Source organism: Flavobacterium suzhouense, assembly GCF_042684765.1.
GTDB lineage: Bacteria > Bacteroidota > Bacteroidia > Flavobacteriales > Flavobacteriaceae > Flavobacterium > Flavobacterium suzhouense.
In genome coordinates this window covers 259,625-273,742 of the sequence record NZ_JBHUMD010000030.1, presented here as the reverse complement: position 1 = coordinate 273,742, position 14,118 = coordinate 259,625, and the positions used below count along the sequence as shown (strand labels likewise).

General features: G+C 39.1%; 13 protein-coding genes. 4 read left to right on the top strand and 9 right to left on the bottom strand.

Translation table 11 applies throughout. The annotated features are described in order from the left end of the window. Window positions 1-5: 5 nt before the first annotated feature. The 7 genes from ACFSR3_RS17065 to ACFSR3_RS17035 form a co-directional block, all read right to left on the bottom strand. Window positions 6-2,384, bottom strand: coding sequence for a TonB-dependent receptor (locus ACFSR3_RS17065; RefSeq protein ID WP_379822734.1), 2,379 nt, complete (start codon window positions 2,382-2,384; stop codon window positions 6-8). 277 nt (window positions 2,385-2,661) lie between these two features. Then, on the bottom strand, window positions 2,662-4,887 hold the full coding sequence (locus tag ACFSR3_RS17060) for an NADP-dependent isocitrate dehydrogenase (protein ID WP_379822732.1): 2,226 nt from the start codon (window positions 4,885-4,887) through the stop codon (window positions 2,662-2,664). A 232-nt stretch (window positions 4,888-5,119) separates the two neighbouring features. Next, window positions 5,120-5,347: a hypothetical protein gene (locus tag ACFSR3_RS17055; RefSeq protein WP_114757040.1), complete on the bottom strand. Its 228-nt coding sequence runs from the start codon at window positions 5,345-5,347 to the stop codon at window positions 5,120-5,122. A 222-nt stretch (window positions 5,348-5,569) separates the two neighbouring features. Then, window positions 5,570-5,923 carry a 50S ribosomal protein L19 gene (gene rplS / locus ACFSR3_RS17050; RefSeq protein ID WP_114757041.1) on the bottom strand — a complete coding sequence of 118 codons (354 nt, stop codon included), beginning with the start codon at window positions 5,921-5,923 and terminating at the stop codon, window positions 5,570-5,572. A gap of 179 nt (window positions 5,924-6,102) precedes the next feature. Then, window positions 6,103-6,777: a tRNA (guanosine(37)-N1)-methyltransferase TrmD gene (trmD, locus tag ACFSR3_RS17045; RefSeq protein ID WP_379822730.1), complete on the bottom strand. Its 675-nt coding sequence runs from the start codon at window positions 6,775-6,777 to the stop codon at window positions 6,103-6,105. Window positions 6,778-6,925: 148 nt separating this feature from the next. After that, the gene (locus tag ACFSR3_RS17040) at window positions 6,926-7,378 is read right to left on the bottom strand and encodes a DUF1569 domain-containing protein (RefSeq protein WP_379822729.1); all 453 of its coding nucleotides are present in this window, start codon (window positions 7,376-7,378) and stop codon (window positions 6,926-6,928) included. A 42-nt stretch (window positions 7,379-7,420) separates the two neighbouring features. After that, a complete protein-coding gene (locus ACFSR3_RS17035; RefSeq protein ID WP_379822727.1) occupies window positions 7,421-8,221 on the bottom strand; it encodes a class I SAM-dependent methyltransferase in 801 nt (266 codons plus the stop codon). Window positions 8,222-8,337: 116 nt separating this feature from the next. On the opposite strand from ACFSR3_RS17035, the gene ACFSR3_RS17030 reads away from it, so the two are divergent. From ACFSR3_RS17030 to ACFSR3_RS17020, 3 genes are all read left to right on the top strand, one after another. Then, entirely contained in the window at window positions 8,338-9,270 is a 933-nt protein-coding gene (locus ACFSR3_RS17030; RefSeq protein WP_379822726.1) for a peptidylprolyl isomerase, read from the top strand. Between the two features lie 177 nt (window positions 9,271-9,447). After that, window positions 9,448-10,008 (top strand): hypothetical protein, encoded by a 561-nt coding sequence (locus ACFSR3_RS17025; protein ID WP_379822724.1) that lies wholly within the window; start codon window positions 9,448-9,450, stop codon window positions 10,006-10,008. 99 nt (window positions 10,009-10,107) lie between these two features. After that, the gene (locus tag ACFSR3_RS17020) at window positions 10,108-10,443 is read left to right on the top strand and encodes a tRNA-binding protein (protein WP_379822821.1); all 336 of its coding nucleotides are present in this window, start codon (window positions 10,108-10,110) and stop codon (window positions 10,441-10,443) included. 165 nt (window positions 10,444-10,608) lie between these two features. On the opposite strand, the gene ACFSR3_RS17015 is transcribed toward ACFSR3_RS17020, so the two are convergent. Continuing rightward, window positions 10,609-10,980, bottom strand: coding sequence for a PUR family DNA/RNA-binding protein (locus ACFSR3_RS17015; protein WP_114757048.1), 372 nt, complete (start codon window positions 10,978-10,980; stop codon window positions 10,609-10,611). A 71-nt stretch (window positions 10,981-11,051) separates the two neighbouring features. Next, window positions 11,052-12,812: an ABC transporter ATP-binding protein gene (locus ACFSR3_RS17010; protein WP_379822722.1), complete on the bottom strand. Its 1,761-nt coding sequence runs from the start codon at window positions 12,810-12,812 to the stop codon at window positions 11,052-11,054. A gap of 196 nt (window positions 12,813-13,008) precedes the next feature. On the opposite strand from ACFSR3_RS17010, the gene ACFSR3_RS17005 reads away from it, so the two are divergent. After that, complete coding sequence (locus ACFSR3_RS17005; protein WP_379822720.1) at window positions 13,009-14,112, top strand: Glu/Leu/Phe/Val dehydrogenase dimerization domain-containing protein; 1,104 nt, start codon at window positions 13,009-13,011, stop codon at window positions 14,110-14,112. The last annotated feature ends 6 nt before the right edge of the window (window positions 14,113-14,118 follow it).

The following is a 14,118-nucleotide window of genomic DNA, read 5'->3' as shown; positions in this document are numbered from 1 at the left end:
ATTCCTTAAAATTTAAAGTTATACGTAACACTCGGAATAATTCCAAAAATAGAAAGCCTTACAGCTTCATTGTTTCCGGTGTCCTGATTTTGTCTGAAAGTTATTGAGGCTGCATTCATCCTGTTGTAAAGGTTGTAGATGCTGAATACCCATTCTCCCTGCCATCCCTGTTTTTTCTCAGGTTTAGGAGTATAAGTAGCTGATACATCTAAATGGTGATAGGCAGGATTTCTGTCTTCATTTCTTCCTCCAAAGCTTGGAATGGTAATATCGCCATACTGATAATAACCATTAGGATAGGTTACAGCCTGTCCTGACTGCAATGCAAATATGGCTCCAAATGCCCATTTAGGACTCAATTCATAGTTTCCTGTAACCGAAAGGTTATGTGTCTTGTCATATCCTGAGCGATACCAGTTACCGTTGTTTATACCAGTTTCTTCGGCAGTCCTGCCTTCAGTTTGCTGTTCTGCACGTGAAAGTGTATAGGATATCCATCCGGTAAGTTTGCCTGTATTTTTTCTTAGCATCACTTCTAGTCCATAAGAGCGTGCTCGTCCCGGGAGTACTACCTGTTCTACAGCATCATTAGCAATAAGGTTAGCGCCGTCAATATAATCAAGTTTGTTCTTTATTTTTTTGTAGAATACCTCGGTTTCAAGCGTATATGTGTCGTCTTTAAAGTTCCTGAAATAACCTACAGCATACTGGTCAAGAGTTTGGGGTTTCAGGTAATTGTCACTTGGTGCCCATACATCCAGTGGAGTAGGAGATGAGGTATTAGTAATAAGATGCAGGTATTGCGCCATTCTGTTGTATGATGCTTTAACCGATTGGTCATCGTTCAGTTTGTAGGCTATCCCTACACGTGGTTCGAAATTGTTGAAGTCACTAATTACATCGCCGCTGCCGTAATGTTTAGTACCAATAGGGGTGGCTTCTTCATAAATTTTCAGGTCGTTGTTAAAAGTCACAGCCTGATTGTTAGTGTACAAATTCACGTTTTGAGAACCCAGTCTGTAGAACATGCTGTAGCGTACACCATAACTTACGGTAATCGCTTCGCTTAACTGTTGTTCAGCATCAATGTATAGTGCGGGCTCAAACGCGTGTTTCTTTTCCAGTTGTTCAGGGTTAATATCAGATGTAGCATCACTCGGGTTTATTGTTCCCGGGTTAAAGTCATAATAAATAGCATTAAGACCGTAGTTCAGTTTAAATTTATCAGATAGATAGTGTTTTAAGTCATACTTAAAGTTGTAATTCTTAATTCCTGAATCCCAATCCAGCCCTATAAAATCCAGCTTTAGTCCATAATAGTAGTCGCTGTATATCATGGACGCATTAGAGAAAAGCTTTTCACTGAATAAGTGATTCCATCTAAGGTTCACCACCGCGTTACCGTAAACATTATTAAAACTATCGCTGATATCTAAAAGATCGCGCCCAAAATAGCCTGAAAGGTATAGGTTATCGTTTTGACCAAGTTTATAACTTAACTTAGTATTGAGGTCATAAAAATAAGCTGAGTTATCTTCTCCGGCAGCTTTCATGAAAAGATGTGCATAAGACGCCCTTCCGCCCACAAGGAAAGATGCTTTATCCTTAACAATAGGGCCTTCGGCCAACAAACGGCTTGAAATAAGGCCAATTCCACCGGTCATGTGAAAGTCTTTACTGTTACCTTCTTTTTGATAAATGTCAAGAACAGACGATAATCTTCCTCCGTATCGTGCAGGAATCCCTCCTTTGTAAAGTTTAAGGTCTTTTATAGCGTCAGCATTGAATACTGAGAAAAAACCAAACAGGTGGGAAGAGTTAAAGATCGTAGCCTCATCAAGAAGGATAAGGTTTTGGTCAGCTGCACCACCGCGCACGTTAAAGCCCGATGCACCCTCACCGGCATTGGTAACACCGGGTAATGTAAGTATCGATTTTAGTACGTCTACTTCACCCATTACCACCGGCATTTTCTTGATTTCCTGAACGGTAAGTTTGTTAACGCTCATTTCAGGTTTACGTATCTCTGCACGTTTAATGTTATTCGAAATAACAACTTCTTCAAGTTCTTTGTTTTCAGATGTCAACTTTACATTTTTACGAATATTACTGTTCAGTACGACAGTTTCTTCACGTGTGCCAAAGCTCACATAGCTTATCTGTACGGTATAGGTACCTGCCGGAAGCGAGATGGAATAAAAGCCGTATTCGTTAGTTGTTGTGCCTTTTTGAAGTTCTTTGATGTAAATGCTGGCACCAATAAGGGTTTCGTTGCTGCTGTCGTCAGAAATAGTACCGCTAAGGGTATATTTATCCTGCGCCAACACAGTGCTGAAAATTAGCAGGAGGAATACCGTGAAGTACCCTCTTTTTTGTAAGATCATGTTTTAGTGGTTTTGTAGAAGCTAATGCTTCAGTTGATTAATTGATTGATGTTTGTTTTTTACAATTTTATAAAATTATTTAGATAACGTCATTTGACGAATGAAAGTATATAATGTTACGCTGTTTTACGTTTTTTTGACAGAAAAATAATAATTTATTCTAAGTACCCTGTTGAAAGAGAGGTTAAGGTAATTCTGACTATTATTTTTTGCGTTTTAGGGCATAAAAAAAGCCACCCTTTCGGATGGCTTTTTTAATATGATTGAAAATCGGCGATTAAGCCAGTTTTGCAAGTATAGCATTAAACGTTGCGCTTGGTCTCATTGCTTTATCAGTAAGCTCAAAGTTAGGGTGGTAGTAACCGCCTATTTCCTGTGCATTGCCCTGAGCAGCGATAAGTTCTGCATCAATTGTAGCTTCGTTAGCTGTAAGTTCAGCAGCTATAGTCTCAAATTTAGCTTTAAGTTCAGCATCTTTAGTTTGCGCAGCAAGAGCCTGAGCCCAGTAAAGTGCAAGGTAGAAGTGAGAACCACGGTTGTCGATTTCACCTACTTTACGTGCAGGAGATTTGTCATTCTCAAGGAATTTCTCGTTAGCAGCATCAAGAGTTTCGCTCAATACAATAGCTTTAGCATTGTTTTGAGTTTGCCCAAGGTGCTCTAAAGAAACGCCAAGTGCAAGGAACTCACCAAGAGAATCCCAACGCAGGTAACCTTCTTCTGTAAATTGCTGAACGTGTTTAGGAGCCGATCCTCCTGCGCCTGTTTCAAACAATCCACCACCGTTCATAAGTGGAACGATAGAAAGCATTTTAGCTGATGTACCAAGCTCAAGGATAGGGAACAGGTCAGTAAGATAGTCACGTAGTACGTTTCCGGTTACCGATATAGTGTCCTCACCTTTACGGATTCTCTCAAGAGAGAATTTAGTAGCATCAACAGGATTCATGATACGAATATCAAGTCCGTTTGTATCGTGATCTTTAAGGTATGTTTTTACTTTTTCGATAATCTGAACGTCATGAGCTCTGTTCTCATCTAACCAGAATACAGCCGGAGTAGCTGATAATCTTGCACGGTTTACAGCAAGTTTAACCCAGTCCTGAATAGGAGCGTCTTTAGTCTGGCACATTCTGAATATATCACCAGCTTCAACGTTTTGCTCCATATATACAGTACCATTGTTGTTGTCAATTACTTTAACAACACCATTAGCAGCAGCCTGGAATGTTTTATCGTGTGATCCGTACTCTTCAGCTTTCTGAGCCATAAGGCCAACGTTTGGTACGCTGCCCATGGTTGCAGGGTCAAAAGCACCATGTTTTTTACAGTCTTCAATAGTAGCAACATATACACCGGCATAACATCTGTCCGGAATGATAGCTACAGTATCCTGTTGTTTACCTGCAGCATTCCACATTTGTCCTGATGTACGGATCATTGCCGGCATAGAAGCGTCAACGATTACGTCAGAAGGAACGTGTAGGTTAGTGATTCCGTTGTCAGAGTTAACCATTGCAAGAGCCGGCCCGTTGCTGTAAACAGCTTCGATGGCAGCTTTTACTTCCGCTTCCTGAGCGTGTCCTGCTATTTTAGCATAAACATCACCAAGACCATTGCGTGTGTCAACCCCAAGCTCTTTGAAAAGAGCGGCATATTTTTCAAATACCTCTTTGTAGAATACCTCTACAATCGCGCCGAAAATGATAGGGTCAGAAACCTTCATCATCGTAGCTTTAAGGTGAACAGAGAAAAGTACACCTTCCTGTTTTGCTTTTACCACTTCTTCAGCGATAAATGCTTTCAGTTTGTTAAGATTCAGTGCAGAAGAGTCGATAACTTCACCGGCTTTAAGCGCAGTTTTGTCTTTAAGTACAGTAACTGTACCATCGTTTGCAGTAAATTCAATTCTTACATCAGTAGCTTCTTTTACAGTAACCGATTTCTCGCTTCCGTAGAAGTCACCTTCGCTCATGCTCGCAACGCTGGTTTTAGAGTCAGCCGACCATTTACCCATCGAGTGAGGGTGAGCTTTTGCGTAGTTTTTAACTGCTCTTGGCGCTCTACGGTCAGAGTTACCTTCACGTAATACAGGGTTTACAGCAGAACCTAATACTTTAGCATATTTAGCTTTGATTTCTTTTTCTTCGTCAGTTTTAGCATCTTCCGGGAAGTCAGGGATGTTGTATCCTTGTTCCTGAAGTTCTTTGATGGCAGCTTTAAGCTGAGGTACTGAAGCAGAGATGTTTGGTAGTTTGATGATGTTAGCTTCAGGGGTAGTAGCCAGTTGGCCAAGTTCAGTAAGCGCATCGCCAATTTTCTGGCTGTCAGTAAGGTTTTCCGGGAAGTTAGCAAGAATCCTTCCGGCAAGTGATATGTCACGTGTTTCAACTTCTATTCCTGCAGGTGCAGTAAAGGCCTGCACGATTGGAAGTAATGAATGGGTAGCCAGCATTGGGGCTTCATCAGTTATCGTGTAAAAGATTTTTGATGTTTTGGACATTGTCTTCGTTTGTTTAATGACCCTTTTGGTGTTGTTGCCAAAAGGCTGATTATTAGTATTTTATTTGAGTGTTTGTGTGAGTTGTTCTTTTTAGTGCACGGCAAAGCATGCCTTATATAGAACAAGGCTCGCAAATATAGGAAAATCTTATGTAACAGGGCGTTGGTAAATCGGTAAAAAAACGATGTAGTTATTTTGGTATTCGCATTTTTTTAAGGATGATTCCTCTGCTTTACGGCTTTTCTTTCAATTGGTTTATTCTTTCCAGAAGAACGTTAGTAAATTCCTTGGTTATAACTTTATTTACCTGACCTTTTTTGCAATCAGGTATGGAGTAATACCGCACGTGTGTAAGCTTGGCTTTGGCGCTTATAACTTCTTCCACCTCATAAATGTGCTTGATGTTTACAAAGTGTACTCCACCACGAATGTCTGCTATTTTGATAAAGATTGGATCCATGTGGTAAAGGTAGGGAAATATGATTTAGGTAGGGCGTATGGTTTACACACCCCTAGCCCCTCTCAAGAGGGGAACACTCAAGCCTACTTACTCATACTCAATTAAGCAAGAGTGAAGCTTGTTCCCCTCTTGAGAGGGGCTAGGGGTGTGTTCTTTTATAGTTTGTATAAAAAAAATCCCGCGCAATGCACGGGATTCTGTATGATATTCCAAAAGGGAAGACTATCTTCTTCTTCTTTCTTTGATCTTAGCTTTTTTACCAGTAAGATCACGGAAGTAGAATATACGAGCTCTTCTAACTTTACCTCTTTGGTTAACTTCGATTTTTTGTAGCGCAGGCATGTTAAGCGGGAAAATACGCTCTACACCTACAGCACCAGACATTTTACGGATTGTGAATGTTTGAGTTATACCAGCACCTCTTTTTTGGATAACAACTCCTTTGAAGAACTGAGTTCTAGTTTTTTCACCCTCTTTAATTTCGTAGTATACAGTTAATGTATCTCCTGCATTAAATTCAGGGAAATCTTTTTTTGCAACGAATTCGTCTTGTACGAATTTTAATAAATCAGACATGATTATTAGTTTTAAATGTTTGATTCAAAGCAACATGCACGATTTTCGCCAGAGGTTGGTCCGAATGAGGGTGCAAATATAAATATTTTTTTGGAATTGCAAAAAGTTTGAATGTTGAAAGTTTGAATGTTGTTAGTTTAGGGACAAACATTTAAACATTATAACTTTCAACTTTATAACTATTCGAGTAAATCCGGTCTTCTTGTCTTTGTGTGTTCCAATGCCATGTCTTCACGCCATTTGTCAATGTTGGCTGCGTGTCCGCTTAAAAGCACATCCGGCACTTTCCATCCTTTGTATTCTGCGGGGCGTGTATACACCGGAGGTGCCAGCAGGTTGTCCTGAAAACTATCAGTAAGGGCAGAGGTTTCATCGCTCAGTACACCCGGTATAAGGCGGATAATACTGTCAGCTACTACTGCGGCTGCAAGTTCTCCTCCCGAAAGTACGAAATCACCAATAGATATCTCTTTGGTAATAAAGTGATCGCGTACACGTTGGTCTACACCTTTGTAGTGTCCGCAAAGTATAATGATGTTCTTCAATAAAGACATACGATTGGCCATGCCCTGATTAAGGGTTTCGCCATCGGGTGACATGTAAATCACTTCATCATATTCACGCTCTGCTTTTAGTTTAGAGATACATGCATCTATGGGTTCTATCATCATAACCATCCCTGCGCCACCGCCAAACTGGTAGTCATCTACGTTTTTATGTTTGTTTGTGCTGTAATCTCTAAGGTTGTGCAGGTGTACTTCTACAAGGCCTTTGTCCTGAGCTCGTTTTAATATCGATGCGTCAAAAGGGCTGCGTAATAATTCAGGAAGTACGGTAATAATGTCTATTCTCATGTTCTAATTGTTCAATGTGCAAATGTACTAATTCTTTAATGTAACAATGTATCAATTGAGCTTCCTGTTTGCAATTGTTGTTCTGCAATTAATTCAGGAGGTTATAGCTAAATTGATACATTGAAAAATTGATGAATTGCTCCATTATTTAAGCACCAAACTGTTTCAGGTGGTGGTCAAGGTGTTTCCACTGCATAGCATCCCAATCCTGAGGTGTCATGTGTCCAAAGAAGGGATGTTTTTCTATTTTAATTGCAGCATGGCCTTCTTTGGCAAAAACTCCTACCAGCTCGATTAATTCCTTTTTGGATTTTTCGAAATCGGGCTCATGTTTGATAATGAATTCCTTTGCTGTTGGAGAACCTTTGCCAAATGGCTGTTTACTTGTAAGTTTCTTTTTTGCTGCTTTACCAAACAGAAAGCTTAATAAAGGTTGTGGTTTAACCTGTAGCGTGCCGTAAGCTAATTTTATAGGTTGCTGGCAATGCAGCAGCATTTGGCTAACGGTCATCTTACCCCATTGGGAAAGTGCAATTGGGGTTAGTGACTCTATACGATTTATTATGTCCTGGTTGTCTTTTGGGTTGTATATGCTCTCCATTTCGTTTTTTGATAGTTTTCCCAAAATTAATAATATTTCTTTTTACTTTTTTGTAGCTTTTATCGCATATACCATGGGTATGTCATTTCTTAAATGAGCGATGCGGAATTTTCCGGGTTCAAACTCCTCAGTACCACGGAAGCAGTTATAAGGGGAGTAGTCATATTCGTTCAAAAGATTTATTTCGAGGCCTGCACTAATAAGATTGTTTACCACTTCGCTGATGCTATGGTTCCACGTAATCATTTCATATTCAGCCGGGGTTGTAATATCAGCGTAGGTGCCAAGTTCCGTTTCGATAATAGCTTCCGTTTTAAAATAACGATAGGCTACTTTTTCAAAATTAGAATCGAACATCCATACTACGGGGTGGAATTCAGCGAAAACGAATTGTCCTCCCGGTTTCAGGAAACGCGATACCGTTGCAGCCCATTTTTCAAGATCCGGTAACCATCCGATTGTTCCATAACTGGTGAATACAATGTCAAATTGCTCGTCCAGCACTTCATGAAGGCTGTAAACATCTGAACAGATAAAACGGGTATGTGCTTCCGTCTGAACTGATAATTCGCGGGCTTTTTCAATTGCTTTATCGGATAGGTCAACCCCTGTTGCCTCAGCGCCCATTCGGGTAAAGGAAATGGTATCCTGTCCGAAATGGCATTGCAGGTGTAGTATCTTTTTACCTTTAATGTCGCCAAGTAATGGTAGTTCAATATCATTTAATGTATTCTTTCCTGCAAGGAATGATGGCGTATCATAAAACTCAGAGTTTACGTGTACTTCGGTTTTATCGTTCCATGCCTTGCGGTTTATGTCAAGGTAATTGTCTTCTTTTTTCATTTTTATATAGGATTGGTTTTCAGCTTTTCAAATTTAAACTTTTGTTATGATAAGCGTATACTGAAAATAGTGAATTAATTCGTAAATTTGCCTCTTTCAAAATAAACAACAACATAATGGAAAACGGAATTTACGCAAAATTCAATACTTCTAAAGGTTCTATCCTTGTGAAACTTACACACGATCTTACGCCTGGGACAGTTGGAAACTTCGTTGGCCTTGCAGAAGGAAACCTTGAAAACGACGCTAAGCCTCAGGGCAAACCATATTATGACGGACTTAAATTTCACCGTGTTATCGCTGATTTCATGATTCAGGGTGGATGCCCACTTGGAAAAGGTACAGGTGGACCGGGTTACCAATTTGATGATGAGTTCCATCCGTCACTTCGCCACGATGCTCCGGGTGTGCTTTCAATGGCTAATGCAGGTCCTGGTACAAACGGTTCTCAGTTTTTTATCACTCACGTTCCAACGCCTTGGTTAGATGATAAACACACTGTGTTTGGTAAAGTGGTTGAAGGTCAGGATGTGGTTGATGCTGTTCAGGGTAATGATGCTCTTGAAAGCGTTGAAATCATCCGTGTTGGTGAAGAGGCTCAAAACTGGAATGCTATCGAAGCGTTCAGAACTTTTGAAGGTTCTCGTGAAAAACGTCTTGCTGAAGCTAAAAAACAAGCTGAAGAGGCTATGGAGAAACTTGCTGCTGGTTTTGATAAAACTGAAAGCGGACTTCGTTATAAAATCATTCAGAAAGGTAACGGAAAACAGGCTCAAAAGGGTAAAACTGTTTCTGTACACTATAAAGGTTCTCTTGAAAACGGAATGGAATTCGATTCTTCGTACAAAAGAAAACAGCCAATCGATTTCCCTCTTGGAATGGGGCATGTTATCGAAGGATGGGATGAGGGTATTGCACTACTTCAGGTAGGTGACAAAGCCCGTTTTGTTATCCCTTCTCACTTAGGTTATGGTTCGCGTGGTGCAGGTGGTGTTATTCCTCCTGATGCAACACTTATATTTGACGTTGAGCTAATGGATGTAAAATAGTTCTCAGTATTGAGGATTGAGATATTAGAAAGCCGGAAGAGAATCTTCCGGCTTTGTTTTTTTAAATCGGGCAATCATCGACCGACAACCATCAACCGACAACCATCAACCAAATTATTGGAATACTTTTTGAAAGTAAGAGGGTATAATCTTATTTTTGCAGCAATTCAATTACTTATGAAATACGCATTACTAGTAGTAGTCTCTCTTTTGGGTTTAACGGCTAAAGCACAGTTGCCGGGTGGTAATGCTATGCACTGCGGTTACGATTTTACGTCATACATAGTGCTTGATGTGCATGAGTCGGGTAAAAAGGAGAATATTAAAAATCTGAAAATTACAGTTGTAGATAGTACAGGCAGAGATATTATTAATATTGGTAACCGCTATAGTTTTAAGAATGCGAACCAGCCTATGGCTTTTACAATGAATTATCTGATTGGTGATAACAACCTAAGGCTACAACCGGGAGAAATTGCTAAAAAAGAACGTTATTTCTTTCCGTTCGCAAAGGATAATTATCTTCTTAGTGTTGCAAATACTTTCCCTGCTGATAATTTTTCTGTAAAGATAGAAGATGTTGACGGAAAAGAAAATGGAGGAAAATTCAAAACTATTATTCTGCCGTTATACAGTTATAATATGTATATATTGTGTTCTAATGAAAGCGAGCAGGCTGCCGTAAAATTCGGGCGTAAGATGAATAAGCCGGTGGATATTGTCCTTGAGTTAGAGTAATATGTCAATTGTCTAATATACCGATGTATCAATTTTTTAATGTAACAATTGCTATACAGGAAGCTTAATTGTTACATTGCTACATTGAAAGATTAATAAATTATGCTGAGCTGGGAAGAATTTGAAAAAACCGAAATGCGTGTGGGTACCATCATTGATGTAAATGATTTTCCGGAGGCGCGAAAACCTGCATATCAGTTAACTATTGATTTTGGTGCTGATATTGGTGTCCGAAAATCATCTGCGCAAATCACAAAACGCTATACTAAAGAAGATTTGGTAAACCGCCAAATTGTTGCTGTGGTGAACTTTCCTAAAAAACAGATTGGTAAGTTCATGAGCGAATGTCTGGTACTTGGTGCTGTAGGGCAGGAGGGAGATGTGGTATTGCTGGCTCCTGATTTTAAGGTTGAGAATGGGTTGAGGATAGGGTAGTTTTGTTCTGAGTTCAGGGTTTTGTGTTCAGAGTTTGAGTGAAGCTGCTTCCTCTCCTTTGGAGTCCCGATAGCTATCGGGAGGGGTGAGGCCAAAAAAAAAAGTCCAAAAACCTCACGGATTCCGGACTTCATAATTCATAGTTTTTTGACGGTTATTGTTGGTTTAAATGTCGTCAAAATTTACGTCGGTAAAACTCTCGCTGGTTACAGCTTCTTCGCCTTTTTCACCAAACAGCCTTCTAAAGTCTTTTTGATGTCTTTCAGAGATTACTTCCTCACCTTTGTTGTTAAGTACATAAGATGTCATTTCGTCAAGTATGTCTCTGAAGGCGTTAAAATCTTCTTTGTAAAGATAGATTTTGTGTTTTTTGAAATGGAAAGACCCGTCTTCTTCTGTAAACTTTTTACTTTCGGTAATGGTAATATAATAATCATCAGCCTTAGTAGCTCTTACATCAAAGAAATATGTCCTTCTGCCTGCTCTCAATACTTTAGAAAAGATCTCTTCCTTTTCAAGCATGTCATTTTCTCTCATAATCCTTGGTTCTTTTAATTTGGTTTATGTCGAACCCAAAAATCTAAAAAAAATCTAAACAAACCAACAATTTATTGCAATTCTTTTTCAGAAAGTTGCTTTAGATACAATTCTTTGTAATATCCCTGTTGGTTTATTAATTGATTGTGAGTTCCTTGTTGCAGTATTTCACCATCTTCCAGGATTATTATTTTGTCGGCATTTTTCGCTGATGATACCCTGTGGCTTACAATAATTGTGGTTTTGTCTTTGCAGAACTCCAAAAGGTTGTTAAGGATAGCTTCTTCAGTTTCAGTGTCTACTGCGGAAAGACAGTCGTCCAATAATAGTATAGGAGCGTCCTTTATCATGGCGCGGGCTATAGATACACGCTGTTTTTGACCGCCTGAAAGCGTGATGCCTCGTTCTCCCAGAATTGTTTCATACTGTTTGTTGAATCCTATAATGTTATTGTGTACCATAGATTTTTGCGCCACTGCAACAATTTCATCGTGAGAAGCTTCTTCTTTACCGAACTTGATATTGTTGCTTATTGTATCGGAGAACAGGAATGCATCCTGAGGAACAAAACCAATGCTGTTGCGTAGGTCGTAAAGATTGAGGTCTTCTACATTCTCATTATCAACGGTAATTTTTCCTTTATCGACATCATATAATCGGCTGATAAGAGATAGTATTGTTGATTTTCCTGAACCTGTCCTTCCTAATATGGCAAGAGTTTCTCCTTTATTTACTGTAAACGACACGTTTTTTAGAGCTGTAATATTTGTGTCCTCATAAGTAAAGGTAACATTGTTAAAAGCAATCTGACCAAGAACCGGTGTATGGGTAGGGTTATTGTTTTGAATGTCAGGCTGTATCTTAAGGAATTCATTAATCCTTTTTTGTGAAGCTTCTGCTTCCTGTACCATTGATGATATCCAGCCTAAAGAGGCTACAGGCCATGTCAGTCGGTTAATGTATATTACAAACTGTGCGATAATACCTATTTCAGCGATATTTCCGTTTATGTACATCATGCCGCCTACATATATAACTACCAGATTGCTTATACCTATAAGTAATATCATAAATGGCCCGAACAAAGCGTTTACTTTAGCCAGGCTCAGGTTTTTAGCAACACTGTCTCTTGAAAGTTCTGTAAAATCATCCTGTTTTTGCTTTTCAAGGGAGTAGGCTTTTACAATTCGTATACCTGAAAACATTTCCTGTGTGAATGAAGAAAGTTTTGAAAGGTTTTGTTGGTATAAAGTACTTCTCTTGTTAATTTGCTGGCTGATCCAAAATATGCTATATGCTAATATAGGTAACGGCAGCAGGGTGTAAAAGGTTAGTTTTGGTGAAATCGTGAACATATGAGTGGTTATCACGGCAAAACTTATCACGGTGTTGAGAGCATACATGATTGCAGGGCCTACGTATTGACGTACACGTCCCACGTCTTCACTAATACGGTTCATGAGGTCGCCGGTACGGTTCTTTTTGTAGAAACTGGGCGAAAGGTTTTCGTATTGGCGGAATACCTCATTCTTAAGATCGAATTCTACGTGACGGGACATAACTATAAGTGTCTGACGCATAAAAAATGTCAAAATACCGCCTATAAGTGTTGTTGCTAATATTAGTAACAGGTTGTTAGTGAGCATTCCTTTCACTTTTTCAGGGTGTATACTGCCGTCCTGAGCGGTAGAAAGTACAGAGTTGATAGAGTCCTTGATTAGCTCCGGAGTGAACAAAGAGAAGATTTGTGCTACTATCGTTATAAAGATTCCTAGAAGAAATTGAAATTTATATTTTGCAAAATATTTATTTAAATACTGAAGTTCTTTCATGTTATTTTTTCAAATGCAATTTTATATATTAAGTAATTGTTAAAACAGTGCTAAAAATGACGTGATTAACCAATTAAAAATAACCGTTGTTTATTATAGAATCGATAAAAAAGGACTTTTAATTTCCTTTATTTTAATTAAATGTGTAATTTTGTCTTCTGTTTTTGAATAAAATTCAAATTTAAAAAATATTATTATGATAACAGAAGTTATTAAGGCTAACGAGCTTAGTAAAGTTGATCCTGTATTTGGACAGGCTTCATTCAATGACCATGAGCAGATCGTTTTTTGCCATGACAAAGATACAGGTTTAAAAGCAATTATAGGTATACATAACACAGTTTTAGGTCCTGCACTTGGAGGTACCAGAATGTGGAAATATGCTAACGAATGGGAAGCTCTAAATGACGTTTTAAGGCTTTCAAGAGGTATGACTTTTAAATCAGCTATCTCTGGTCTTAACCTTGGTGGTGGTAAAGCTGTTATCATAGGTGATTCTAAGCTGGACAAAACTCCGGAAATGATCACAAGATTTGGTCAGTTCGTACACACGCTAAGCGGAAAATATATTACTGCTGAAGATGTAGGAACTACTACTGCTGATATGGATCTTATCCGTGATGTGACGCCTCACGTTACTGGTATCTCTGTAGAACGTGGAGGTTCTGGTAACCCTTCTCCTGTGACTGCTTATGGTGTTTACATGGGTATGAAAGCTGCTGCTATGCACCAGTTTGGAAGCGATAAGCTTGCAGGTAAAAAAGTATTGGTACAAGGTACAGGTCACGTAGGTGAAACACTTATCGATTACCTTACTAAAGAAGGTGCTCTTGTTCAGATCTCTGATATCAACGAAGCAAGAATGCAGGAAGTATCAGCTAAATATGGTGCTACAATCTATACAGGTGAGGATGTTTATGCTGCTGATGTAGATATCTATGCTCCATGTGCTCTTGGTGCTACTATCAACGATGCGACTATTGATAAATTAAAAGCTAAAGTTATTGCCGGTGCTGCTAATAACCAGCTGGCTAATGAGCTTGTTCACGGAAAAATACTTCAGGAAAAAGGTATTCTTTATGCTCCTGACTTCCTAATCAATGCAGGTGGTATTATCAATGTTTATGCTGAGATTGTAGGTTATGATTCAGCTGAAGCTATGAGAAGAACTGAGAATATCTACAATACTACACTTGAGATATTTGCTCTTGCTGAGACTCAGGGTATTACTACGCAGCAGGCTGCAATGGCAATCGCTCAGAAGCGTATTGACGACAGAAAAAAAGAAACAGCTAAATAATTTAGC

Coding starts and splice junctions, on each gene's coding strand:
- ACFSR3_RS17065 (WP_379822734.1), bottom strand. CDS start 2,384: ATGATCTTACAAAAAAGAGGGTACTTCACGGTATTCCTCCTGCTAATT.
- ACFSR3_RS17060 (WP_379822732.1), bottom strand. CDS start 4,887: ATGTCCAAAACATCAAAAATCTTTTACACGATAACTGATGAAGCCCCA.
- ACFSR3_RS17055 (WP_114757040.1), bottom strand. CDS start 5,347: ATGGATCCAATCTTTATCAAAATAGCAGACATTCGTGGTGGAGTACAC.
- rplS (WP_114757041.1), bottom strand. CDS start 5,923: ATGTCTGATTTATTAAAATTCGTACAAGACGAATTCGTTGCAAAAAAA.
- trmD (WP_379822730.1), bottom strand. CDS start 6,777: ATGAGAATAGACATTATTACCGTACTTCCTGAATTATTACGCAGCCCT.
- ACFSR3_RS17040 (WP_379822729.1), bottom strand. CDS start 7,378: ATGGAGAGCATATACAACCCAAAAGACAACCAGGACATAATAAATCGT.
- ACFSR3_RS17035 (WP_379822727.1), bottom strand. CDS start 8,221: ATGAAAAAAGAAGACAATTACCTTGACATAAACCGCAAGGCATGGAAC.
- ACFSR3_RS17030 (WP_379822726.1), top strand. CDS start 8,338: ATGGAAAACGGAATTTACGCAAAATTCAATACTTCTAAAGGTTCTATC.
- ACFSR3_RS17025 (WP_379822724.1), top strand. CDS start 9,448: ATGAAATACGCATTACTAGTAGTAGTCTCTCTTTTGGGTTTAACGGCT.
- ACFSR3_RS17015 (WP_114757048.1), bottom strand. CDS start 10,980: ATGAGAGAAAATGACATGCTTGAAAAGGAAGAGATCTTTTCTAAAGTA.
- ACFSR3_RS17010 (WP_379822722.1), bottom strand. CDS start 12,812: ATGAAAGAACTTCAGTATTTAAATAAATATTTTGCAAAATATAAATTT.
- ACFSR3_RS17005 (WP_379822720.1), top strand. CDS start 13,009: ATGATAACAGAAGTTATTAAGGCTAACGAGCTTAGTAAAGTTGATCCT.